Source organism: Nocardia nova (assembly GCF_002933465.1).
In the GTDB taxonomy this organism is placed as follows: Bacteria; Actinomycetota; Actinomycetes; order Mycobacteriales; family Mycobacteriaceae; genus Nocardia; species Nocardia nova_B.
On record NZ_PSZE01000023.1, the window covers coordinates 36,550 to 59,494 of the forward strand.

Here is a 22,945-nt window from a genome sequence, read left to right on the forward strand (position 1 = left end):
GCGGCGTGTTCGCGACAGCTCAGCCGACGGTCCTCGGTGACGAGATAGTCCCGGCCGCCTACCCGCGACTCGGCGAGGAGGCGAGCGAGCGCCCGTTCGTCCGGACCGCCTGTCCGCGCCGGCCGGCCGGGACATGACGTGGCCCGCGGGACTCGGTGGCCAACGCGCGCGAGGTGCGCGCGGCCGCCTCCGCGACCAGCGGGGCCAGTCGCTCCATGGTCGCGAAGTTCGTCTCCCCGCACAGGCAGATCGCGGCCCGCGGGCCCTGTGGACCCCGGATCGCGGCGGCCACGCTGGGAAGTGCCCTGCCCACCATCGCATTGGTGTATTCGCCGCGGTCGAACGACAGTCCGCGATTGCGGCGGATCCGGTTCAGTTCGCGATGCAGGCTCGGCACATCCCATCCCCGGCCCTGGACCGGATTCGACAACTGCTTGCCGAGCAGCGCCTCCACCTCCTCCGGCGGCAACCAGGCCAGCATGGCGCGGCCGCCGGTGGTGAGGTGGGCCAAACTGCGGCGCCCCACATGCGATTCCAGGGTGCGCGCGAACGGGCCGCCGAGTTTGTCCAGGAACACCTCGTCGGCGCCTTCCAGAGCCGCCAGGTGGACCACGAGCCCGGTCCGCAGTTGCAGTTCGTGCAGGTGCTCGGCCGCGGCCTCGCGGATCTCGCCGTGCCGGCCGTCGTAGCCACCGAGCCCGAGGGAGCGGCGACCCAGGCAATAGCCCGAGGGGGTGTGCTCGAGCCAGTGCAGTTTCACCAGCTGGTCGAGGATGCGATGCGCGGTGGAGCGCGGGAGCCCGCTGTGGGTGCAGATCTCCACGAGGCTCAGCCGTGTCGACCGGTGCTCGAACATGTCGAGAATGAGCGTCATCCGTTCCACCATCGACGGCGGCAGGGGGCGGGGTGCCGATGTGGCCAGTGGCATCGATGCCTCCGATCGTCAGTCACTTCCATCCTGCCCGTCGAAGCTGGGCGAGACCCGGAATTGAAGCCCGAGTGTAGTGACGGCAGACACACCGCGCGATGGCAGACCATCTCGTTCGTTTCACCTTCGCCTCCAGCGCGGGGCTGCAGGGCCAGGTCCCAGACCTCATGGTCGACGGCGGTTCGATCGAACTCCGCTGAGGCCGTTTTCCGTCCCCGCCCGCGGCGCACAGGCGGCTATCGTGGGGTTATGGGCGTGTTCGGTGAGATGTTCCCCGGCAAGAAGCTGACCGACGAGAGCAGTGGTGACAGCGACGGGCAGCAACATCGGCCGCGGCTGGATCTCGACCTGGAGGCGGGGGTGATCCGGCTGTCGGGGACGCCGCGGTCGGATGAGGAGTCGTCCGAGTAGCCGGTTCGGAAGATCACTTCGTGACATCGGCAGCCAGGGGATCTAGCAATCTAGATTGCTAGCATGTTAGTGTCGTCTGGTGGGCGCCGAGGAAGTCAAGCAGTTCAACGTGTATCTCCCGGTGGAGCTGATCAAGCAGGTCAAATACCGGGCGGTCGAGTCGGAGATGTCGCTGTCGGCACTGGTGGCCGAGGCGCTGCGGGCGTATCTCGGCGCTGAGCCGCCGACGCGTGAGAAGGAGAAGTGAGATGGCCGCCAGAGGTGTCGAGGCGATTTTTCTGGAGACCCACAACTGGGGGAAATCGGCGAAGTTCTTCCAGCAGCTGGGCTTCGAGCTGGAATTCGCCACCGACCACAATTCCGGACAGCTCCGCAACGGGGACGGTCCGTATCTGTTCATCGCCGAGGTGCCGGCGGATCGCGAGCCGGGAATGCAGGTCGTGCTGAAAGTGGAAGCAGAGCAAGGTTTTCCGGCGCCGGTCGAGGTGGACTCGCCGTTCGCCGACACCCATTACGGAACCCGGGAGATGACGGTGCGTGACCCGGACGGGCGAGTGTGGACACTGCAGGCGCCCGGTGGTGACCGATGAGCGAGCCCCGGACCGGTGCGGTGCCCGATCAGACCGCCGTGCCCGATCAGACCGCCATGCCTGATCAGACCGCGGTGCGGGTTGCGCTGTGGCGCGCGCTGCACGTTCAGCTCGACCCGCCGCCGCATGTGCTCGACGACGAGATCGGCCTGCGTCTGGCCGATCCGCCGGAGGGCTGGCGCGAGCGCGGCGATATGGATCCCGTCGGCACCAGCCGCTTCCGGGCGAGCATCGTGGTCCGGTCGCGATTCGTGGAGGATCTGCTCACCGAACAGGCCGGGCGGGTCGGCCAATACGTGCTGCTGGGCGCCGGGTTGGAGACGTTCGCGCAGCGCAAACCCGAAATCGCCGCTCGCTTCCGGATTTTCGAGGTCGATCAGCCGCAGACGCAGGCATGGAAGCGGCGGCGTCTGGCCGAGACCGGTTACGGGCTCCCGGAGTGGTTACGTTCGGTCCCCGTCGATTTCGAGAAGGATTCGTGGTGGGAGCGACTGACCGCGGCCGGCTTCGATCCGTCCCGGCCCGCGATCGTCGCCTCGCTGGGGGTGAGCATGTATCTCACCGACGAGGCGAACCGCGAAACGCTGTCGCTGCTGGCGCGGACGGCGCCCGGGTCCACGGTCGTGATGACCTTCCAGCCGCCGCTGGAACTGCTCGACGTACAGGATCGGCCGAGCCGGGAGTTCGCGGTCTCGGGTGCGGCCGCCTCCGGCACGCCGTTCCTCAGCTTCTACGCCCCGGCGCAGCTCGTCGCCATGGCCCGGGAGGCCGGTTTCGCGCAGGCGCACCACATTTCGGCGGACGAACTCAACGCGCGGTACTTCGCCGGCAGGCCGGATGGGCTGCGCACCTCCAACGGCGAGGAGTTGCTGGTGGCGACGACCTGAGCCCCGCCTACGATGAGCCGATGGCGAAATCCCAGCGCTTGCACATCGTGCCGTCTCGATTCAGCGTCGACCACATCCCGGCCGCGACCTTTCCGGAGGACGACGAATGGGTGGCGCTGGTGCGGGCGCCGGAGGGCCTGACGGTCGTGCGCGAGGCCCCGCCGTGGGAGCGGGAGTCGTGCTGGCTCGGGCTGTACGCCGCCACGCCCCGCGAGCTGGACACCTCCGGTGCACTGACCGCGATTCTGGAACCCTTGGCGCAGCACGGAATTCCCGTCTTCGTCGCCTCGACCTACCATGCGGATCTGGTGCTGGTGCCGCAATCGCGCAGCGCCGCCGCCACCGATGCGCTGACCGAGGCCGGTTTCGAGATCGCCGGAAACGCGGGCTGACGACGGCTCAGATGTGGTCGCCCTTGTCGCGGTTGCAGCCGCGGCACAGGATCTGCAGATTCGCCGCACTGGTCGCGCCGCCGCGGCTGAGCGGAATGATGTGGTCGAATTCGAGGTAGTGGGTGGCGCCGCATTCTACGCACCGGCCGCCGTCGCGATGCCACACTTCCGCCTTGATATCGGGTGCGATGGACCGGCTGTCGCGTCTGCCCGGCGCGACCGTGAGCCGTTTCGCCACCCGCAGGGCGCCCTCCACGATCGCGGCCACCAATTCCGGTTCGTCGACATCGAATTCGGCCCCGCCGCGCGCCGAGGTCGCCGCCACCGTCACGCCGGTCTCGGTGGTCGTTACGGAAACGGCTCGGGCCCAGGGTATTTCGATACCCGCGTCGGGGCCGATGAAGCGCAGCTTCCGGTTCGAGCAGATCAACCGTCCCGGTGACGCCTGCGCGCCGCGACCGGACCGGCGGATGCGGGTGGCGGCGGTGTCGAGGTGGACGCGTTCCTGCGGATCCAGATGCAGATCGGGCACCGCGATGACCGGGAGCTCGCCCGCGCGCAGCCGGGACAGGATGCGCAGCCGTCGCAGGCTGCGGCGCAACTCGTCCACGGCCGCGTCGCGCACCGCCAGTGCGGCGACCGTCGTATCGAATCGTTCCAGCTCGGCGCCGCCGATCGTGCCGTCGGCCAGCGCGAAGGCCGCCATGCGCTCGAGATGGGCGACGGCAGGTCCGCGCAGGGCGGCGCGGGCGGTGTCTGGGTCGATGCGCTGATGGCGGATCCGCGTCCACAGCTCGTCCCAGTCGGGCCCGCTCGGTCCGGTGGTGGTCAGCACGCGCAGCGCTCGGGTGCGCCAGCCGGACAGGTAGTCCTCGACCTCCGCCGCACAGGCGCGGCAGGGCGCGGCGCCGAGCGGTCGCCAGCCCCGCCGCCGCCCGCACCGAGGACAGCCGCGCGGATGAACGGGTGGGCGTGCCACGGTCTGTTCGGTCCACCGGGAGCCGTCCCACCAGCGCAGTGAGGCCGTGTCCGCGGGGTCGGGATACCAATCGGGGCGCTCGTCCGGCGGTGCAGGCATGGGTGCGGTGAATCTGTTGCGGTGCAACGATATTCGCTGCGAGCGGTGCTGCGCCGAATCCGCTACGGGTGCGCCGAATGTCGTGAACAGCTCCGCCGCACCGGCGTGTTGCGGTCCGCCGCGCACGAACCACCATCGGTCCTCGGCCCGGCGGAACTCTCCGAACACCGCGGCCCGCGCACCCGGTTCCGCGGCGACGTCGGCACGCGCCACCAGGCCCTCGGCATCCTCGACCGAGACCGCGAGACCGGGCAGTGCGGCCAGCGGCTCGTCGGAACCGGACCCCGTGATCAAAATGCGGACGATCTCGGCCTCCGTGCGGGGCAGCGAGACCGACAGCCGCGCGGTGCCCGGCTGCGGATCCTGATCGACGGTCACCGCCTGGGAGGGATGGCGCGGCGCGTTGAAATACACCACGTCGCGGGCGGAGCGGACCCGCCCGCCGGCGGTCAGCAGGATGGCATGCGCATCCAGCGACGCCGTCGAACGCCACGAAACCAGTACCGACAGAAGCGAAGTCGGTACCGGCGTGGCGTCGCCGTCGACGGTGGGGCGCATGGTTGTCATCGTCACGAACTATGCCAGGCCGCCCCGACACGAATCGCGCGGTCGGCGCGGAGCTTTTCGTGACTGTCCGGGTGCGGCACAGTGGAACCATGACGAACCCGAAGGGTGACTCCGGGCGTAAGCCCAGCGGCGCGCGGGTGCCGGGTGCGACGGAAATCCTCGCCGCCGCCCAGGCCGCCGCGCAGGCCGCGCAGACCGCCGCGGGCCAAGCCATCGATGCCGCGCAGGTCACGGCCGGTACCGCCTTCGGCACCGCGGTGCGGCTCCCGCCCGCCTCGGTACAGCTGGCCGCGCAACTTCCGGATCTGATCGAGAATCTGGCGGCCGTCATCGATCGCCTCAATTCCACCATCGACCGCCTCGACCGGACCCTGGCGCTGGCCGATCCGGCTTTCGCGGCCTACGACCGGCTGCTGCCGCGGCTCGAGGCCGTGATCGCGCTGGGCGAGGATGTGTTCACCCGGCTGTCGAAACTGCCGGGCATCTCGATGCTGGGCCGCCTCACCGGCCGCGAGGCGCAACCGCCGCAACCGAAGCCGAAGTCACGTCGACGCGGGAAATAGGTCCGCCCTGCCCGCCGATCGCGGCAGCTCCGCCGTCGCGATCACCGCACGGGCCGCGGCGGCGGCCTTGAGCACCATCTCGTGGAATTCCGCGTCGGCATCGGAGTCCAGCACCACCGCGCCGCCCGCGCCGACGCGCCAGCCGCGCTCGTCGCGGACCGCGGTGCGGATGACGATATTGAGATCCGCCGTTCCGCCCAGACCCAGAAACCCGATGGTGCCCGAGTAGATGCCGCGCGCCTCGGTCTCCAGCCCGTCGATGATCTCCATGGTGCGCAGCTTCGGGGCCCCGGTCATCGAGCCGCCGGGGAAGCATGCGCGCAGGCAATCGAGCACGTCCACCTCGGGGCGCAGCCGGCCGCGCACCGTACTCACCAACTGATGCATCGTGGTGTAGGTCTCCGCGACCATCAACTCGGGGACGTGCACACTGCCCAGCTCGCACACCCGGCCCAGATCGTTGCGCAGCAGATCGACGATCATCAGATTCTCTGCCCGCGTTTTGGGATCCAATTCCAATGCGCGGCAGAGATTTTCGTCCGCCTCCGGAGTCGCGCCGCGCGGGGCGGTGCCCTTGATCGGCTTGGTCTCCACGGTGCGGGTGCGGTCGATCTTCAGGAAGCGCTCCGGTGAGGAACAGGCGATATGGAGCTCACCGAATCGCAGGTACGCCGCGTACGGGGCGGGATTGCTGCGCCGCAGCATCCGGTAGACGTCGAGTCCCGGCGCATCGGAATCGATGGTGGCGCTGTCGGTGAGGTTCACCTCGTAGGTCTCCCCGGCGCGCAGCTCGGCATCGATCGCCGCGATATCGGCCAGATAGCGATCCCGGCCGCGGCTCAGGCGCGAGATGACGGCCTCCTCGTCGGCGGGCAACGTGAGCGGTTCCGGATGCCGCCGATCCGGCAGTGCCGCGACGACCGCGCGCGTATCGGCAAGCCAGCGGTGATTCTCGTCGGCCGAATCGGCGTCGGTGACAGCGATCAGATGCGTGCGCCCCGCGACATGATCGACCACGACCAGCCGATCGGCGAAGAGCCACTGTGCGTCCGGATAGGGCGATCGGTGCCCGGTTTTCGCACCACAGTCGGCCTTCATCTCGTAGCCCAGATAGCCGACGTAGCCGCCGGCGAAATCGAAAGGCACATCGGGGAATCGAATATTCAGCTCACTCAGCCGCGCCGACAGATAGTCGAGCACCGGCCGCGTATCGGTGCGGGTCCCGGTTCGATTCTCGATCACGCATCCCGCGCCTACCCGATACCGGACCACCTCTGCCAGCGGCCCGGACGCGTCACCGGCGAAACTGAACCGATCCAGGCCGCGCTCCACATGCGCACTGTCGAGCCAGAACACCGTCGGCGAGTCCGGATATACCCGCAGTACAACGGATTCCGTATCCACGGCGCGGTCGATCACCTCGTGCAGCACGGTGAGGGTCGGCGGCCGCGTTGCGGACTCGTCTGCCGCGCCCGCAGGGCGTCCGGAAGCCGACGGGATATCGGTGCCCTCCGGCGTCGATCTCCTGGCGGAAACAGCGGATGCGCCGGGTGCGGGCCCACTGGGAACCGGACCGGCCGCGGTGGACGTCGTACCCGTCGACGAGGTGTCGGCCGTCCGACCGAGTGGTCGGCGAGCCGGACGTTCGCCCGGCCGTGAGATGTCCCGCGACGGATCGACGCGCGGCGCTCGGCCGGTCATGGTCCGACGCCCCCACCACTCCCGGGTGAGCCGCGCGAAATTCCCCAGTAGCGCCGCGCCGAATTCGCTCGACACCGATTCCGGATGGAACTGCACACCCCACTGCGGGCGACGCCGGTGGCGAACGCCCATCACGACCCCGTCGGGCGCGGTCGCGGTGATCGCCAGCGCGTCCGGCAGGGGCTGGGCGGCGCACAGCGAGTGGTAGCGCACGGCCAGGAAGTCGGCGGGAACCCCGGCGAACAGGTCGCGACCGTCGTGGCTGATCCGGTCCGGATAGCCGTGCCGAGGCGCGGGCGCCGGGATCACTCGCCCACCGGCCGCCAGCACGATGCCCTGGTGGCCGAGGCAGACGCCCAGCAGCGGGAGCTGCGCATCTTCGATCAGCGTCTGTGAGATCCCGAAATCCTTTGCTACATCGGGGCGGCCGGGCCCGGGGGAGACGACGATGTTGTCGAATCGGGCGAGGTCCAGCTCGGCCAGGGTGTCGACCTCATCGTTGCGCAGCACGGTCGGCTCGGCCCCGTTCACCGTGCCGATCAACTGGAAGAGGTTGTAGGTGAACGAGTCGTAGTTGTCGACCAGCAGGGTGCGCACGGGGTTCCGGGTGCGCACCGCGTGGTCGACAGTGGTCTCGCCCGCATGCCGAGACCAGGACGTGCTCATGACATCACCGTATCGGGCATCTCGGACGCCGCGGTGAGGGCATATGCCTTCAGTTGGCCGGCCCGTGGTAGTGCACAATGTGGGGTATGTCTGTGGTGCAACCGGCCGAGGTCGAGCGCGAGGTCGTCGATTTCGCGGCTGTCGGCGAGTGGATGGATGAGCAGGGCCTGCCCGGCGGTGACTTCGAGGATGTGACCTCGCTCGGCGGCGGCACCCAGAACATCATGTTGCGGTTCCGCCGAGGTGGTCGTGATTTCGTGCTGCGCCGTGGGCCGAAACATCTGCGTCCCAAGAGCAACGACGTGATTCGCCGCGAATTCCGCCTGCTCGGCGCGCTGGCGGGCACCGGCGTGCGCGCCCCGCGGGTGATCGCCGCGGGCGCCGACGAATCGGTGATCGGCGCGGTCTTCTATCTGATGGAGCCGATCGCCGGCTTCAACCCGCAGAGCGAGCTGCCCGCTCTGCACGCCGGCGATCCCGAGGTGCGGCGGCAGATGGGACTGTCGGCGGTCGAGGCCATCGCCCGGCTCGGTGCGCTCGACTACGAGGCGCTGGGCCTGTCCGATTACGGCAAGCCGGACGGTTTTCTGGAACGTCAGGTGCCGCGCTGGCTCGGCGAACTCGAGTCCTACACCAGCAACGACGGCTACCCCGGCCCGGAGATCCCGGGTGTGTATCGGGTCGGGGACTGGCTCGACCGCAACCGGCCCGCGCAGTGGCGGCCGGGAATCCTGCACGGCGACTGCCACCTCGCCAACATGATGTTCTCCTACGACGGGCCCGAGGTCGCCGCCGTCGTCGACTGGGAGATGTCGACGATCGGTGATCCGCTGCTGGACCTGGGTTGGCAGATCGCCACCCGGCCCGAGCCCGGAACCACCGGCGCCGCCCTGATCGGCAAGCTCGGCGCCGCGGGTGGTCTGCCCACAGCCGAGGAGATGATCGCTCACTACGCGAACTTCTCCGACCGCGACCTCGGCCATGCCGGCTGGTACACGGTGCTGGCCTGCTTCAAACTCGGCATCGTCCTCGAGGGCACGCACGCGCGCGCCTTCGCCGGCAAGGCGCCCAAGGAGACCGGCGATTTCCTGCACGCCATCACCCTGGAACTGTTCGAGAAGGCCAACCGGCTCTGCGAATGAGTCGCAGGCACAGCGTCAGCCGGCGTCGAGCAGTTCGGCGAGGATGGCGAGATCCTTGTCGCCGCGGCCGGACAGGCACAGCAGAATCAGCGCGTCCTCGGCGATTCCGCCTTGTTCGGCCAGTTCCAGCAGATATCCCACGGCATGCGCGGATTCGAGCGCGGTGATGATCCCCTCGGTCCGGCACAGCGTATCCAGTCCGCGCAGCGCCGCCGCATCGGTCGCGACGGCGTGATCGATGCGGCCGATGTCCTTGAGATGACTCAGTTCCGGGCCCACCCCCGGATAATCCAATCCGGCCGCGATGCTGTGGGTTCGCGCGATCTGTCCCTCCTGGTCCTGCAGGACGTAGCTGAACGAGCCGTCCATTTCGCCTGGTGTGCCGGCGCTGAGTGTGGCCGCGTGCTCGCCGGTGTGCAAGCCGCGGCCCCCGGCCTCGACACCGATCAGCCGCACCTGCGCATCGCCGGTGAAGGGTTGGAACATCCCGATCGCATTACTGCCGCCGCCGACACAGGCGATGACGCTGTCGGGCAGCCGTCCCGTCGCCGCCAGCAGCTGTGCCCGGGACTCGATGCCGATCCGGCTCTGATGGTCGCGCACCATCCGCGGATAGGGTGCGGGCCCGGTGGCGGTGCCGAACAGGAAATGCGTGGTCTCGGTGTGCGCCACCCAATCTCGCACCGCGTCGGTCACCGCGGCCTTCAGTCGGCGATCACCCGAACGAACGGCGCGTACGTCCGCGCCGAGCAGGCGCATCCGCACGACGTTGCTCTGCTGTCGGGCCATATCGTCGGCGCCCATGTAGATCACACACGTCAGTCCGAGCATGGCGCAGACGGTCGCGACCGCGACGCCGTGCTGTCCGGCGCCGGTTTCGGCGATGATGCGGGTCTTGCCCATCCGCACGGCCAGCAGTCCCTGTCCGAGGGCATTGTTGATCTTGTGGGCGCCGGTGTGCGCCATATCCTCGCGCTTCAGGAATACCTGCACTCCGGGCACACCCAGCGCGCGGGCCAGGCGCGGCGCCGCGTGCAGCAGGGTCGGCCGGCCGACTCGCTCCCGTAGCAACCGATCGAGTTCGCCGTGGTATTCGGGGTCCGCCCAGGCCGCTCGATGGGCGTTCTCCACGTCGGTGAGCGCCGCCATCAATCCCTCGGGAACGTAACGGCCGCCGAACGCGCCGAATCTACCGGAATCCCGGATGCCGCCCCGGGTGGTGGCGTGGGTTGGCCTGTGTCCGATCACCATTCGCATCCGCGCTTTCTCCTCGCCGTCCGGCTCGGACAGTGTGTGCGATTCGCTCGCACACCCGGTCACCTGCCGGCAAAGAGTGAGTTAACAGCACGGAAGAGGTCATCGTCAGTGGTGGTAAGTCGGCGCGGTGGCGTGATCAGCCGCAGCGGAGTAGTGCCTCCCGCACGGCACGGGCGCGCGCATCGTCGAGGACGGCCGTGCCGAGGCGGTTCATCACATAGCCGAAACCCAAACCCGTTGCGGGATCGGCGAATCCGAACGAGCCCCCGTAACCGGTGGTGCCGTAGGCGCGCTTGTCGCTGCCGAAACGGAAGCTGCCACAGGATTTGCGGAACCCCAGGTGGTAGCGGCTGCGGGTGAGGAGCACCAGATCGTCGGCGGGCACGTCGTCGACGGTGTCGGCGGTCGCCAGCCGGTCCAGAATGCCCGGTGCGATGGGCAGTTCACCGGTGCGTCCCGCCGCCGCGCCGTAGACTCGCGCCAAGGACCGCGCCGTGCCCACCCCACCCGCGGCGGGGCTCTCGACACCGAGAAATTCGCGGCGGGTGGCACGTTCGGGTGCGCCGGTGCGGGGGCTGCTCATGGCGCGATAGGTGAGCCCGCGCCGTAGGAACATCTGAATCGCGATGCGCAGCGGCACGTCTCGCTCGTACCGCGGCACGTCCAGGCCGGAGGTGGACGAGAGCGTGGCGATGCGATCGAGGGATTGCTCCTCCGGCAACCCGATGAAGAAGTCCAGTTCGAGCGGGCCGGCGAAGTCCTCGGCGAAGATGCGGCCCAGGGTGCGTTGCCGCGGATCGACGCGGCGGAGCAATTCGCCCTGATACAGCCCGGCGGTGATCGGGTGATAGCCCTGCCGGCTGCCCGGACTCCACAGTGGTTTCTGGTCGGCCAGGATCTCCGCGAGCCGATCCCGGTCGGCCATATCGGACAACCGAACCACCCGGTCCAGCACCGGCAGACCCGAGCGGTGGTCGAGCAGCTGCCGCACGGTGATCGAATCCTTGCCGTGTGCGGCGAATTCCGGCCAATACTGCGCGACCGGGGCCTGGTAGTCGAGGACTCCGCGCGAGACGGCACTCGCCACGGCGAATGCGGTCATCCCCTTCGTCGAGGAGAACACCGGAACCATCGTGTCGCGCTCCCACGGCAGCTGTCTGCGGCGATCGCGGAAACCCGCCCACAGATCCACCACCGGCCGGTCTCCGTCGTAGACCGCCACGGCCGCCCCGATCTCGCCGAACCGGGCGAAGTTGCGTCGAAACGCGTCCGCGACCGGCTCGAAACCGGTCGCCACCGCACCGTGTACCTCAGCAACCTCGCCCATAGTGCAACCGATGGTAACGGTTACCGCTGTGGCGTCGCATGGTGTCCACCCCGACCGGAAACCGATCAGGCGGCGTGTGCTCGCCGCCGGACTGCCGACCAGCGCCATCCGCGAACTGCTGCCGTGTGCGACCGCCACAGGCTTACAGCACTGCGATCACACCCGAAAGATCATGCGGGAGGGCCTATCTCACCTCGACGCGCAGATCGCCGAGTTGACCCGGCGCCGCACCCTGCTGGCTCGTCAGGACGAGCAACTGGTGGCCGCACCCTATCGCAGCGACGGCCCGGCATAGCCGCCTCCCCGCGGCCGGTGGGTTCGGACCCGTCTCGTAGGCTCGTGCCGTGCGAGCACTGGAACAGATTCGCGACTGGCCCGTCCGGCATGCCGCCGCGGGGGTCGTCGATGTACACGGCGTGGTCGGCACCGAGGGAGACCTCGATCGGGTGTTCGCCCTCGCGTCGGTCACGAAACCCCTTGCCGCCTATGCGGTTCTGGTGGCGGTCGAAGAAGGTGCGATCGGACTGGACCAGCCCGCCGGCCCGCCCGGCTCCACCGTGCGCCACCTGCTGGCCCATACGGCCGGACTGGCCTTCGACACCACGGTGATCATGGCCGAGCCCGGGCAGCGCCGTATCTATTCCAGCGCCGGATTCGAGGTGCTCGCGGAGTTCCTCACGCGCGAGACCGGAATCGAATTTCCCGAATATCTGCGGCAGGCGGTATTTGAGCCACTCGGAATGAAATCCTCGGTGCTGGCCGGATCCGCCGGGCACGCCGGACGATCCACGGTGAACGATCTCCTGCGTTTCGCCGGAGAATTGCTGAACCCGATCTTGATATCCGGTGACATGCTCACCGCGGCGACCTCCGTGCAATTCCCGGGCGTCGGCGGAGTGCTTCCCGGATACGGATCGCAGCGCCCCAATGATTGGGGTCTGGGATTCGAGATCCGCGACCACAAGACTCCGCATTGGACGGGGGGAGCCAACTCGCCGCGAACCTACGGGCATTTCGGGCAGTCCGGCACCTTCCTGTGGGTGGATCCGGAGATCGAGGTGGCGTGTGTGGCATTGAGCGACGAGAATTTCGGCGATTGGGCTCGAGCAGTGTGGCCGACGCTGAGCGACGCCGTCATCGCCGATATCCAGCAGATTCGCGACACGGCAGAAAAGTAACAGCCGTAACATCGGGCACTCCAGTAAACTCGGGCAACGCCTGGGCTCGACGGGATGTTGGGGAAGACGTCCGACGTCGAGGCTGGAGGTGTACAGGTGCGCGCATCTGATCAGTTCGCGGATGTGACGTGTGGTGTGGTGTACATCCACGCGTCACCGGCCGCGCTGTGCCCGCACATCGAATGGACGCTTTCCTCGACTCTGAAATCACCTGCGTCGCTGCGCTGGACCGCCCAGCCGGCCGCCGCGGGACAACTGCGCGCAACCACCGACTGGGTGGGACCGGTCGGCACCGCGGGCCGAATTGCCAAGGCGTTGCGGGATTGGCCGGTACTGCGCTTCGAGGTCACCGAAGACCCCTCCGAAGGAGTCGACGGCGAACGCTACAGTTTCGTGCCCGGCCTCGGATTGTGGACCGGCGCGATGAGCGCCAACGGCGACGTCATGGTCGGCGAGATGCGGCTGCGTGAAATCGTGCGCGCCGCCCGGTCCCGCGGCCGTCACGGCGACATCTGCGCGGACATCGATCGCGCCCTGGGCACCGCCTGGGACGACGAACTCGAACCGTTCCGCACCGGCGGCGAGGGCGCCGAGGTCACCTGGCTCCGCCGCGACGTCGGCTGAGTTCCCGCATCGGGCCGGAAAACACGACGGGTGGTCTCCGAAGCGGAGACCACCCGTAATGTATTGGCGCTGAACGCTTTACAGCGGGATATTCTTGTTGTGGCTGGCCCGGGCCGGGGCCGAGGCCAGCGCGGCGGCAATGGTGGACCGGGTCTTGGCGGGGTCGATCACCTCGTCCACGACGCCGATGGACAGGGCCCGGCCGACACCACCGGCGATGGCCTCGTGTTCGGCGGTGAGGCGCTCGATCAGGGCCTCACGTTCCTCCTCGGGGGCTTTCGCGATGGCCTTCTTGTGCAGAATGCCGACCGCGGCCTTGGCGCCCATCACGGCGACCTCGGACTCCGGCCAGGCGTACACGGCGGTGGCGCCCAGCGAGCGAGCGTTCATCGCGATGTAGGCGCCGCCGTAGATCTTCCGGGTCACCAGCGTGACGCGCGGGACGCGGGCCTCGGCGAAGGCGTGCAGCAGCTTCGCGCCGCGGCGCACCACGCCCTCCCACTCCATGCCGACGCCGGGCAGGTATCCGGGCACGTCGGTGATCACGACCAGCGGAATGCCGAAGGAGTTGCACAGGCGCACGAAACGCGCTGCCTTCTCGGCGGATTCGCTGGTGAGGCAGCCGCCCATGCGCAGCGGGTTGTTGGCGAGGACGCCGACCGTGCGACCACCGAGGCGGCCCAGGCCGGTGACGATGCTGCGGGCGTAACCGCCCTGCATCTCCTCGAAGGAGGATTCGTCGTTGCCGTCCGGCGAGGGGATCTTGTCGAGCAGTTCGCGCACGACCGGCTTGACGTCGTAGGCGCGCTTGGCCGACTCCGGCAGCATCGCCTTGAGATCCACATCGCCGTGGGCGGCGGCGGACAGGTCGAATTCGCCCTGTTCGGCGAACATCGAGACCAGGCGGCGGCCGCGGTGCATCGCGTCGTTCTCGTCGTCGGCGACGATATGGCACACACCGGACTTCTTGCCGTGGGTCTCGGGCCCTCCGAGGGTGGCCATGTCGACGTTCTCGCCGGTGACCGACTTGACGACATCCGGACCGGTGACGAAGACGCGCCCCTCGGGCGCCATGATCACCACATCGGTCAGGGCGGGGCCGTACGCCGCGCCGCCGGCGGCGAAGCCGACCACGATCGAAATCTGGGGAACCAGGCCCGACGCGCGCACCATGGCCTCGAAGACGGTGCCCACCGCGTGCAGTGCCTCGACACCCTCGGCCAGCCGCGCACCGCCCGAATGCCAGATGCCGACAACCGGAATCCGGGAATCGATGGCGGTATCGATCGCGTCGACGATGTGCTTGCACCCGTCGACACCCATGGCGCCGCCCATCACGGTGGCGTCGGAGCAGTACGCGACGGTACGCACGCCGTCGACCTCGCCGATGGCGGCCAGCACGCCGGACTTGTCGCGGGGGTGGAGCGGAAGAACGGTGCCGGGATCGAAGAAGCGCTGCAACCGTCCCAGCGGATCACGGGGATCGGTCGTGGCATCCGCCTGCGCGGGGGCCATGATGGTCATCGCGGTCTCTTTTCGAGGGAGTGTGGAGTCGCTGACGCGGCTGCGAGAGATGAAAATCCCGGTGAGGCTTTTCGACGAGGGGATCTGCCTTGGCCGAAAAGCCCCACCGGGTTCGCTGAAGTTGTCGACAGTACGTAGTCGACGAGTCGGATCAGTACCGTCCGAAGGCGAGCGCCACGTTGTGGCCACCGAAACCGAACGAGTTGTTGATCGCGTACTCGATGTCCTGGCGACGGGCCTCACCGTGCACGACATCCAGGTCGATCTCCGGGTCCTGGTTGTCCAGGTTCAGCGTGGGCGGAACGATGCCGTCACGAATGCTGAGCACGGTGAGCACCGACTCGAGGGCGCCCACAGCGCCGATCGAGTGGCCCAGCGCGGACTTGGGCGCGTAGACCGAGGCGTGCTTGCCCACGGCCTTGTAGATCGCGTTCGCTTCCGCGGTGTCCCCGATCGGGGTGGCGGTCGCGTGCGCATTGATGTGCGTGATGTCGGACTTCGACAGTCCGGCGGTCTGCATGGCGCGCTCCATGGCGCGCGCCGCACCGGCACCCGTGGGATCCGGGGCGACCAGATGGAAGCCGTCGGACGTGATGCCGGCACCCAGCAGGCGGGCGTGGATGGTGGCCCCGCGCGCCTTGGCGTGCTCTTCGGTCTCGACGACCATCAGTGCACCGGCCTCGCCGAAGACGAAGCCGTCACGATCCTTGTCGAACGGCCGCGACGCGCCCTTGGGGTCGTCGTTGCGGGTGCTCATCGCGCGCATCATGGAGAACGCGGCGATCGGCACGTCGGAGATGTAGCCCTCGACACCGCCGGTGACCACCATGTCGGCGTCGCCCATGACGATCATCCGCCACGCGTTGGCGATGCCCTCGGATCCCGACGAACATGCCGAGACCGGGGTGACCACTCCCGCCTTGGCCCCCAGTTCGAGGCCCACGACAGCGGACGGCCCGTTCGGCATGACCATCTGAACGGCCAGCGGCGAAATCTTGCGGTAGCCGCCGTTCTTCAGCTTGTCCACCGAGTCGATGAGCGCGTCGCCGCCGCCGAGACCGGTGCCGATCGACACGGCCAGGCGCTCGGGGTCGACCTCGGGGCTGCCGGCGTTCTTCCACACCTCGCGCCCCAGCACCATCGCCAGCCGCTCGACATAGGCCATGCGGCGGATCTCGACTCGGCTGAGCAGGGTGTCCGGCGAAACCTTCAGGTGGCCGCCGATGCGAACCGGGAGGTCGTATTCCTCGATGAAGGAATCCTCGAGAACGTCGATGCCGCTCTCGCCGTTGAGGAGTCCCTTCCACGTCGCATCGACGTCACCGGCGATCGACGTGGTCGCCGCCATGCTGGTGACGACGACGTTGGGGAAGTTCCCGTTCAAAGTGGAAGGAGTGGTCACAGTGTCGGCCTTACTGGGCGTCGAACTTGGCCTTGAGCTCCGCGGCCATCTCGGAGTTCTCGGCCTCGAGCTTCTGGACGTAGGCAACCGAATCGCCGACAGTCTTCAGGCTGGCGAGATCCTCGTCGGGGATCTTGACGCCGTACTTGTCCTCCATCTGCACCGCGATCTCGACCATCGACAGCGAGTCGATGTCCAGGTCGTCGACGAAGGACTTCTCCATCGTCACCTCGGAGGGCTCGATGCCAGTCACCTCTTCGATGATCTTGCCGAGCTCTTCGACGATCTGTTCCTGGGTCAGAGCGGCCACTTGGTGGCTCCCTTCTTGTTCCTTCGTTGGTCCGACGTGAATCGGAGGTCCCATTACTTTTTCGGTACGAGCTGGACAAACGTTTCGTCCTGCTCGCTCACGGTCGCATCACTGCGAGCCGCGAGGAAAGCTAGCCGGTTGCCGAGAGCTCGACAAACGCGGGGATGTTCTCGGGGGTCTTCAGCGCCAGATTCGGGGTGCCCTTGAGCTCCCGCTTGGCGATGCCGACCAGGGTTCCGGCCGGCGGCAATTCGGCCACCGCGGAAACCCCTGCCGCGCGAACGGTTTCGGTGCACAGATCCCACCGGACGGGCCGGGTCACCTGTGCCGCCAGCTTGTCGATGGCGTCTGTGCCCGAGTCGACCGGCTTGCCGTCGTAGTTCGACAGCAGGGTCCGGGTCGGCTCACCGGGGACCATCTGGGAGATGGCTTCGGCCACCGCGTCCTGGGCGGGTGCCATGAACGCGGTGTGGAAGGCTCCGGCGACGGGCAGCGCGCGAATCCGCGCCTTTTCCGGCGGGTTCGCCGCCAGTTCCACCAACGCGTCCAGCCGGCCTGCCGCCACGATCTGACCGACCGCGTTGCGGTTGGCCGGGACCAGGTCGAGTTCGGCGAGCCGGTCGAGCACCGCGGCTTCGTCGCCACCGAGCACGGCGGACATGCCGGTCGGAACCAGCGCACACGCCTTGGCCATCTCCGCACCGCGAATCGCGGCCAGTTTCACCGCGTCATCGGGGGAGATGACACCGGCGACAGCTGCGGCGGCGAGCTCGCCGACCGAATGTCCGGCGACGATGGTATCCGCCGGAACCGATTCGTGCGGAATCTCGGCGAAAGCCAGCAGCGCGGCGGCGACGACCAGCGGCTGGGTCACCGCGGTATCGGTGATCTCTTCCGCGGTGGCGGTGGTGCCGAGGCGGAGCAGATCCAGGCCGGAGGCCTTGGACCATAGTTCGAGGCGGTCACGCGCGCCGGGAAGGTCGAGCCATGGCGCGAGCATGCCGGGTGTCTGGGAGCCCTGTCCGGGGGCGAACAACGCGATCACGCCTCTAACAAAACACCGTGAGGGGGCTCCGTGGAGATGTCGGCGCCGATGATGTTTGAGGGACGCTTTTGTGTGGACCCCACAAAACGCCACGTGGGTTGTCGCGATCGACCGATTCCCGAGATCCGTTACAGGCGATCTTCGTAGAAAGTTGCCGGCGAGTCCTCTGGGGCAGGTGTTGACGATTCGTTACGGGTTCGTGTCAAACGACCTACTGTTGCCGCGATTCGGAGCACATAGGCGTCGCGAGGATTCATCGGATCCCGGCCCGTGACTTCGGCGATGCGCTTGAGCCGGTAGCGGACCGTATTTGGATGAACGAACAGCTGCCGGGCGCAAGTCTCGACCGCTCCACCGCAGTCGAGGTAGGCGTCGAGAGTGTCCGACAAGGCCGACCCGGCGGCGGCCAACGGTAGCACAAGGTACTCGTTGAGAGCGTCGACCGCAGCCCGATCGCCGAGCAGTGCTCGCTCGGGCAGAAGTTCGGAGGCGTGCACCGGTCGCGGCGCCGCTCGCCAGCCCACCACGGCCTCCATTCCGGCCATCGCCTCCACCGCGCTGACGTGGGCCGCGGACAGCGTGCGCATGGTCGGGCCGATCACCACGGGACCGTCGGAGAACGCCTCGGCGAGAAGGTCCATCAGGAACGGCGAGGGATAGCCGGTATCACCGAGATTGCCGCTGACCACCATCACCAGCCGCGAACCCTGCACGACGGCCAGTGCCGCGCGGCCGTGCCGGGCGGCGATGGCGTGCACCGAACTCACCACGGCCACTTGGTCTTTCGGTGGCGTGCCGACCAGGACCGTCGCGGCGGCGGTGGCATCCCAGTTCAATGTGGCCGCGCGCGAGAGCATTTCGGCGCCGGTGTCACCGCGCACCACGGCGTCGACCACCAGCGCCTCCAGGCGGGTGTCCCAGGCGCCACGGGATTCGGCCGCGGAGGCGTAGACCGAGGCCGCGGCGAAACCGAGTTCACGGCCGTAGCGCAGCACCGCCTCGGTGAGCGCCACCAGCTGGCGGTCGTTGCGGGCCAGCGCCGGCAGCCACTGCTCGAAGAACTCCATCGCGACCCGGACCATGTCGACGGTCTGGCGCAAGGTCAGCCGGCGGGCCAGGTCCTGCGGGATCACCTGGAACGCGTCGAGGCTGAAGCGGATATCACTTTCCGGATCCTGCAACCACTCCAGGAAATTGACCACCGCGGTCTGCACCAGCATCTGCAGGCCCGCGCGCTGGGCGGCATCCAGATCGCCGAAGAACGGTAGCCGGTCCTCCATCGAGGCGATCGCCTCGGTGGACAGCCGCCCGGAGAACTGTTTCACCCTCTTGAGCAGGGTGTCCGGCAGCGGATCGCGGCTTTGCCGATTGGGTGACAGCGCCCCAGTCGGCAGATAGACCTCGTGCTCGGACGACCCCTCGGAAACCCGGCGAGGCCTCGGCGGTTTACGTTCCACTGTTCAATAGTCCGTCATCGCGCTGGTCGGTCTCCGCAACACCCCGGTAGGGGCGCGATTCGCGCCCCTACCGGACCGGTCACGCGAGCTGTTCTTCGCTGCTCATCGATTTCGGTGCGGCATCGACATCGTCGATGCGGTAGCGGGCCGCGGCCTGCGCGACCACCGATGGATCGATACCACCGGTGCGTCCCAGGGCCTCCAGCGCCGCCAGGGCGATGGATTGGGCGTCGACGTTGAACACCCGCCGCGCAGCCGGCCGGGTGTCGGAGAATCCGAATCCGTCGGTACCCAGCGTGGTGTAGTCACCGGGGACCCACTTGCGGATCTGGTCCGGCACCGCGCGCATCCAGTCCGAGGCCGCCACGAACGGTCCCTGCGCCTGCGACAGCACCCGCGTCACGTACGGCGCGTCGGTTCCGGCGTCCGGGTGGCGCAGTGAGTGGATCTCCTTGGCCAGCGCCTCCCGGCGCAGCTCGCTCCACGACGTCACCGACCACACGTCCGCCTGCACACCCCAGTCCTCGGCCAGCAGCTCCTGCGCGCGCAGGCCGTCGGGCATCGTCACACCCGCGACCAGGATCTGGGCGCGCACATCACCCTCGCCGCCCCGGCGGTACAGGTAGATGCCCTTCAGCAGACCCTCGACATCGAGGTCGTCCGGCTCGGCCGGCTGCTGGTACGGCTCGTTGTACAGGGTGATGTAGTAGAAGACGTTCTCGCCGCCGAACGTGTCGTTCGGCATCACCGGATGGGTGCCGGGGATCTCCGAGGCGAGGGTTCCACCCGGACCGAGTTGCGGCCGCCCGCCCCCGTACATCCGGCGCAGGCCGTCGCGCACGATGTGGGCGATCTCGAAGGCGAAGGCCGGATCGTAGGAGATCACCGCTGGATTGGTCGAGGCCAGCAACAGCGAGTGGCCGTCGTTGTGCTGCAATCCCTCACCGGTCAGCGTGGTGCGCCCGGCGGTCGCGCCGAGCACGAAGCCGCGGGCCAGCTGATCGGTCGCCGCCCACAGGCCGTCGCCGGTGCGCTGGAACCCGAACATCGAATAGAAGATGTAGAGCGGGATCATCGGCTCGCCGTGGGTGGCATACGACGTGCCGGCCGCGGTGAACGATGCGGTCGAACCGGCCTCGTTGATGCCCTCGTGCAGAATCTGGCCCACTTGGCTTTCTTTGTAGGCCAGCATCAATTCCGCGTCGACCGAGGTGTACAACTGCCCGTTGCGGTTGTAGATCTTCAACGACGGGAACCACGAGTCCATACCGAAGGTGCGGGCCTCGTCCGGGATGATCGGCACGATGCGCTTGCCGATCTCCTTGTCGCGCAACAGTTCCTTCATCAGCCGCACGAACGCCATGGTGGTCGCCACGCTCTGCTTGCCCGAACCCTTGCGCACCGAGGCGTAGGGCGCGTCGCCGGGCAGTGGCAGAGGCTTTGCCGCCGAACGCCGTTCGGGCAGGAAGCCACCCAGCGCGCGGCGCCGGTCCAGCATGTAGCCGATCTCGTGCGAATCCATGCCCGGGTGGTAGTACGGGGGCAGATACGGATCGGCCTCGAGCTGGGCGTCGGTGATCGGAATGCGCTGCACGTCGCGGAACGCCTTCAGATCGTCGAGCGTCATCTTCTTCATCTGGTGCGTCGCGTTGCGCGCCTCGAAGTGCTTGCCCAGGCCGTAACCCTTGATGGTCTTGGCCAGGATCACCGTCGGTTTGCCCTGATGCGCCAGCGCCGCGGCGTAGGCCGCGTAGATCTTGCGGTAGTCGTGGCCACCGCGCTTGAGGTTCCAGACCTGCTGATCGGTCAGATCCTTCACCAGATCCTTGGTGCGCGGATCGCGGCCGAAGAAGTGCTCGCGCACGTAGGCCCCGTCGTTGGCCTTGTAGGTCTGGTAGTCGCCGTCCGGAGTCGAGTTCATCAGGTTGACCAGCGCGCCGTCGCGGTCGGCGCCCAGCAGCGCATCCCACTCCCGGCCCCAGATCACCTTGATGACATTCCAGCCGGCGCCGCGGAAGAACGACTCCAGCTCCTGGATGATCTTGCCGTTGCCGCGGACCGGGCCGTCGAGTCGCTGCAGGTTGCAGTTGACGACGAAGGTCAGGTTGTCCAGACCCTCCAGCGCCGCCACATGGGCCAGGCCGCGCGATTCCGCCTCGTCCATCTCGCCGTCGCCGAGGAAGGCCCACACGTGCTGATCGGAGGTGTCCTTGATCCCGCGATCGTGCAGGTAGTGGTTGAAGCGCGCCTGGTAGATGGCGTTCATCGGACCCAAGCCCATGGAAACAGTGGGGAATTCCCAGAAATCGGGCATCAGCCGCGGATGCGGATACGACGACAATCCGTGGCCCGGACCGCCGTGGCTGTATTCCTGACGGAACCCGTCGAGCTGATCCTCGGTCAGGCGGCCCTCGAGGAAGGCGCGGGCGTAGATGCCGGGGGAGGCGTGACCCTGGATGAAGATCTGGTCGCCGCCGCCGGGATGGTTCTTGCCGCGGAAGAAGTGGTTGAAGCCCACCTCGTACAGCGCCGCGGACGACGCGTAGGTCGAAATATGGCCGCCCACACCGATTCCCGGCCGTTGCGCGCGATGCACCATGACCGCGGCGTTCCAGCGGATCCAGGCGCGGTAGCGGCGCTCGACCTCTTCGTCGCCGGGGAACCAGGGCTCGTTCTCGGTGGGGATGGTGTTGACGTAATCGGTGGAGGTCAACGACGGAATGGTGACGTGACGTTCACCGGCGCGCTCCAGCAGGCGCAGCATCAGATAGCGCGCACGGCCGGGGCCCTCGCGCTCGAGCATCTCGTCGAAGGAGTCGAGCCACTCGCTCGTCTCCTCCGGGTCGATGTCCGGTAGGTATGACGCCACCCCCTCGCGGATCACACGCACACGCGCACCGGCCGGGCGGGCGGGCGCCGACTGGGGGTCGGCGGAACCGTTGCTGCTCGTCGGCTCGGGGTCGGATGCAGAACTTGACGAAATCGGGTGCATCAGGTCGGTCAAAATCAATGCTCCTCGTACAGGGGGTGGACAAGCTGATGGCTCTAACCCCGGGCAGCACCGCTGGTGTGCGGGCCGTCCGTCGCTCACGGTTGGGGGCGCACCTCACATCCTTGTCGATGATGCGTCCCAGGTCATCATGTCAGCCGTAAATCCAGTACCGTTCGCTAGGCTGGGACGCTCGCCGCAGCGAACTCGCCACAGGACATTCTTTCGACTGCTCGAGAAGCGGGGAGGACGATGAAACTGCTGAACCCACGTGGGTTCGGACTGATGTGCGCGGCCTTGGCGGTCGGCACCGGACTGGTGGTGGCAGGATGCTCTACCGCTGTCCACGGTACCGCGACTGTGAACCAGGCCGACGCGGCCGCGTTTCGGACCGAGATGGCAGCGTCCTCGGCCGCGGCCACTTCGTCGAAAAAGGCCGCCGCGCAGACGAAAGCCGTCGCCGACAACTGCACACCGTTCCGTGAGACCACCGGCGCCGCGGTGACGAAGTACAACGACTTCGTCGACGCGCACGATGCGAACGCCCCCGACCAGGACGCCAAGCGCGATTCCGCCGCCCAGACTCTCGAGGACGCCGCGCGGACCGTGGAGGGGCGGGTCACCGCCGCCGGCGACGCGTTACCCCCGGATCTCGCGCAGAAGCTCACCGAATACGTGAACGCCGCACGCGGCCTGGCCGGCGAATCCCGCAAGATGACCTACACCGCACCGGTCGGCACGCTCAACGACGCCAGTAAGCGAGTCAACGACGCGCTGAACGCGGTGCGGACCGCATGCCCGGCGCGATAGCCGGGAAACGGATGTCCCGGGGCCGCTCAGGGCGTTGCGAACCGCCTCCGCACGCTTCGCCCCGGGGCATGCATCCGCGACATTTCGGAGGTTATTT

At 68.0% G+C, this 22,945-nt stretch carries 22 protein-coding genes; 11 read left to right on the plus strand and 11 right to left on the minus strand.

Annotation, left to right across the window (positions count from 1 at the left end):
* Positions 1–58: 58 nt before the first annotated feature.
* Positions 59–928 (minus strand): IclR family transcriptional regulator, encoded by an 870-nt coding sequence (locus C5E41_RS23910; RefSeq protein ID WP_104378005.1) that lies wholly within the window; start codon positions 926–928, stop codon positions 59–61.
* A 249-nt stretch (positions 929–1,177) separates the two neighbouring features.
* Here C5E41_RS23910 and C5E41_RS34095 point away from each other — a divergent pair, with 249 nt between their 5' ends.
* From C5E41_RS34095 to C5E41_RS23930, 5 genes are all read left to right on the plus strand, one after another.
* A complete protein-coding gene (locus tag C5E41_RS34095) occupies positions 1,178–1,339 on the plus strand; it encodes a hypothetical protein (protein WP_181063399.1) in 162 nt (53 codons plus the stop codon).
* A 79-nt stretch (positions 1,340–1,418) separates the two neighbouring features.
* Complete coding sequence (locus tag C5E41_RS23915; RefSeq protein ID WP_036499828.1) at positions 1,419–1,586, plus strand: CopG family transcriptional regulator; 168 nt, start codon at positions 1,419–1,421, stop codon at positions 1,584–1,586.
* Between the two features lies 1 nt (position 1,587).
* Entirely contained in the window at positions 1,588–1,929 is a 342-nt protein-coding gene (locus C5E41_RS23920; protein WP_104378006.1) for a glyoxalase, read from the plus strand.
* A gap of 56 nt (positions 1,930–1,985) precedes the next feature.
* The gene (locus C5E41_RS23925; protein ID WP_219823238.1) at positions 1,986–2,816 is read left to right on the plus strand and encodes a class I SAM-dependent methyltransferase; all 831 of its coding nucleotides are present in this window, start codon (positions 1,986–1,988) and stop codon (positions 2,814–2,816) included.
* Positions 2,817–2,836: 20 nt separating this feature from the next.
* Positions 2,837–3,208, plus strand: coding sequence for an ACT domain-containing protein (locus C5E41_RS23930; protein WP_104378008.1), 372 nt, complete (start codon positions 2,837–2,839; stop codon positions 3,206–3,208).
* Positions 3,209–3,215: 7 nt separating this feature from the next.
* Here the strand turns inward: C5E41_RS23930 and C5E41_RS23935 are convergent, their stop codons facing one another.
* Positions 3,216–4,853 carry an HNH endonuclease gene (locus C5E41_RS23935; protein WP_258081210.1) on the minus strand — a complete coding sequence of 546 codons (1,638 nt, stop codon included), beginning with the start codon at positions 4,851–4,853 and terminating at the stop codon, positions 3,216–3,218.
* Between the two features lie 89 nt (positions 4,854–4,942).
* Between C5E41_RS23935 and C5E41_RS23940 the strand changes: the two genes are divergently transcribed.
* Positions 4,943–5,416 (plus strand): hypothetical protein, encoded by a 474-nt coding sequence (locus C5E41_RS23940; protein WP_104378061.1) that lies wholly within the window; start codon positions 4,943–4,945, stop codon positions 5,414–5,416.
* Here C5E41_RS23940 and pabB read toward each other — a convergent pair.
* On the minus strand, positions 5,396–7,783 hold the full coding sequence (pabB, locus tag C5E41_RS23945; RefSeq protein ID WP_439956473.1) for an aminodeoxychorismate synthase component I: 2,388 nt from the start codon (positions 7,781–7,783) through the stop codon (positions 5,396–5,398). The genes C5E41_RS23940 and pabB overlap by 21 nt on opposite strands.
* A 77-nt stretch (positions 7,784–7,860) precedes the next feature.
* On the opposite strand from pabB, the gene C5E41_RS23950 reads away from it, so the two are divergent.
* Complete coding sequence (locus C5E41_RS23950) at positions 7,861–8,925, plus strand: phosphotransferase family protein (RefSeq protein ID WP_104378010.1); 1,065 nt, start codon at positions 7,861–7,863, stop codon at positions 8,923–8,925.
* 15 nt (positions 8,926–8,940) lie between these two features.
* On the opposite strand, the gene trpB is transcribed toward C5E41_RS23950, so the two are convergent.
* Together trpB and C5E41_RS23960 are read right to left on the minus strand one after the other, a co-directional pair.
* Positions 8,941–10,182, minus strand: a complete 1,242-nt coding sequence (gene trpB / locus C5E41_RS23955; protein WP_258081211.1) for a tryptophan synthase subunit beta — start codon at positions 10,180–10,182, stop codon at positions 8,941–8,943.
* Positions 10,183–10,318: 136 nt separating this feature from the next.
* On the minus strand, positions 10,319–11,509 hold the full coding sequence (locus C5E41_RS23960) for a serine hydrolase domain-containing protein (RefSeq protein WP_104378011.1): 1,191 nt from the start codon (positions 11,507–11,509) through the stop codon (positions 10,319–10,321).
* A gap of 10 nt (positions 11,510–11,519) precedes the next feature.
* Between C5E41_RS23960 and C5E41_RS23965 the strand changes: the two genes are divergently transcribed.
* From C5E41_RS23965 to C5E41_RS23975, 3 genes are all read left to right on the plus strand, one after another.
* Entirely contained in the window at positions 11,520–11,804 is a 285-nt protein-coding gene (locus C5E41_RS23965; RefSeq protein WP_146097663.1) for a MerR family DNA-binding protein, read from the plus strand.
* A 49-nt stretch (positions 11,805–11,853) separates the two neighbouring features.
* Positions 11,854–12,687, plus strand: a complete 834-nt coding sequence (locus tag C5E41_RS23970) for a serine hydrolase domain-containing protein (RefSeq protein WP_104378013.1) — start codon at positions 11,854–11,856, stop codon at positions 12,685–12,687.
* 96 nt (positions 12,688–12,783) lie between these two features.
* On the plus strand, positions 12,784–13,311 hold the full coding sequence (locus tag C5E41_RS23975) for a DUF3145 domain-containing protein (protein ID WP_104378064.1): 528 nt from the start codon (positions 12,784–12,786) through the stop codon (positions 13,309–13,311).
* 78 nt (positions 13,312–13,389) lie between these two features.
* Here the strand turns inward: C5E41_RS23975 and C5E41_RS23980 are convergent, their stop codons facing one another.
* From C5E41_RS23980 to aceE, 6 genes are all read right to left on the minus strand, one after another.
* A complete protein-coding gene (locus C5E41_RS23980; protein WP_104378014.1) occupies positions 13,390–14,835 on the minus strand; it encodes an acyl-CoA carboxylase subunit beta in 1,446 nt (481 codons plus the stop codon).
* A 151-nt stretch (positions 14,836–14,986) separates the two neighbouring features.
* The gene (locus C5E41_RS23985; protein WP_104378015.1) at positions 14,987–16,237 is read right to left on the minus strand and encodes a KasA/KasB family beta-ketoacyl-ACP synthase; all 1,251 of its coding nucleotides are present in this window, start codon (positions 16,235–16,237) and stop codon (positions 14,987–14,989) included.
* A gap of 10 nt (positions 16,238–16,247) precedes the next feature.
* Positions 16,248–16,547 carry a meromycolate extension acyl carrier protein AcpM gene (gene acpM, locus C5E41_RS23990; RefSeq protein WP_104378016.1) on the minus strand — a complete coding sequence of 100 codons (300 nt, stop codon included), beginning with the start codon at positions 16,545–16,547 and terminating at the stop codon, positions 16,248–16,250.
* Between the two features lie 130 nt (positions 16,548–16,677).
* Positions 16,678–17,592, minus strand: coding sequence for an ACP S-malonyltransferase (locus tag C5E41_RS23995; RefSeq protein ID WP_104378017.1), 915 nt, complete (start codon positions 17,590–17,592; stop codon positions 16,678–16,680).
* Between the two features lie 128 nt (positions 17,593–17,720).
* Entirely contained in the window at positions 17,721–18,986 is a 1,266-nt protein-coding gene (locus tag C5E41_RS24000) for a PucR family transcriptional regulator (protein WP_104378065.1), read from the minus strand.
* Positions 18,987–19,128: 142 nt separating this feature from the next.
* Complete coding sequence (gene aceE, locus C5E41_RS24005; RefSeq protein ID WP_439956547.1) at positions 19,129–22,053, minus strand: pyruvate dehydrogenase (acetyl-transferring), homodimeric type; 2,925 nt, start codon at positions 22,051–22,053, stop codon at positions 19,129–19,131.
* Between the two features lie 237 nt (positions 22,054–22,290).
* Between aceE and C5E41_RS24010 the strand changes: the two genes are divergently transcribed.
* Entirely contained in the window at positions 22,291–22,848 is a 558-nt protein-coding gene (locus C5E41_RS24010; RefSeq protein ID WP_258081213.1) for a hypothetical protein, read from the plus strand.
* The last annotated feature ends 97 nt before the right edge of the window (positions 22,849–22,945 follow it).

Excerpts from the sequence above, each read along its gene's own strand:
- pabB (WP_439956473.1), bottom strand. The coding sequence starts at position 7,783 with ATGAGCACGTCCTGGTCTCGGCATGCGGGCGAGACCACTGTCGACCAC.
- C5E41_RS23950 (WP_104378010.1), top strand. The coding sequence starts at position 7,861 with ATGTGGGGTATGTCTGTGGTGCAACCGGCCGAGGTCGAGCGCGAGGTC.
- C5E41_RS23960 (WP_104378011.1), bottom strand. The coding sequence starts at position 11,509 with ATGGGCGAGGTTGCTGAGGTACACGGTGCGGTGGCGACCGGTTTCGAG.
- trpB (WP_258081211.1), bottom strand. The coding sequence starts at position 10,182 with ATGCGAATGGTGATCGGACACAGGCCAACCCACGCCACCACCCGGGGC.
- C5E41_RS23920 (WP_104378006.1), top strand. The coding sequence starts at position 1,588 with ATGGCCGCCAGAGGTGTCGAGGCGATTTTTCTGGAGACCCACAACTGG.
- C5E41_RS34095 (WP_181063399.1), top strand. The coding sequence starts at position 1,178 with ATGGGCGTGTTCGGTGAGATGTTCCCCGGCAAGAAGCTGACCGACGAG.
- C5E41_RS23980 (WP_104378014.1), bottom strand. The coding sequence starts at position 14,835 with ATGACCATCATGGCCCCCGCGCAGGCGGATGCCACGACCGATCCCCGT.
- C5E41_RS23940 (WP_104378061.1), top strand. The coding sequence starts at position 4,943 with ATGACGAACCCGAAGGGTGACTCCGGGCGTAAGCCCAGCGGCGCGCGG.
- C5E41_RS23925 (WP_219823238.1), top strand. The coding sequence starts at position 1,986 with ATGCCTGATCAGACCGCGGTGCGGGTTGCGCTGTGGCGCGCGCTGCAC.
- C5E41_RS23910 (WP_104378005.1), bottom strand. The coding sequence starts at position 928 with ATGCCACTGGCCACATCGGCACCCCGCCCCCTGCCGCCGTCGATGGTG.
- C5E41_RS24010 (WP_258081213.1), top strand. The coding sequence starts at position 22,291 with ATGAAACTGCTGAACCCACGTGGGTTCGGACTGATGTGCGCGGCCTTG.
- C5E41_RS23935 (WP_258081210.1), bottom strand. The coding sequence starts at position 4,853 with ATGACAACCATGCGCCCCACCGTCGACGGCGACGCCACGCCGGTACCG.
- C5E41_RS23965 (WP_146097663.1), top strand. The coding sequence starts at position 11,520 with ATGGTAACGGTTACCGCTGTGGCGTCGCATGGTGTCCACCCCGACCGG.
- C5E41_RS23930 (WP_104378008.1), top strand. The coding sequence starts at position 2,837 with ATGGCGAAATCCCAGCGCTTGCACATCGTGCCGTCTCGATTCAGCGTC.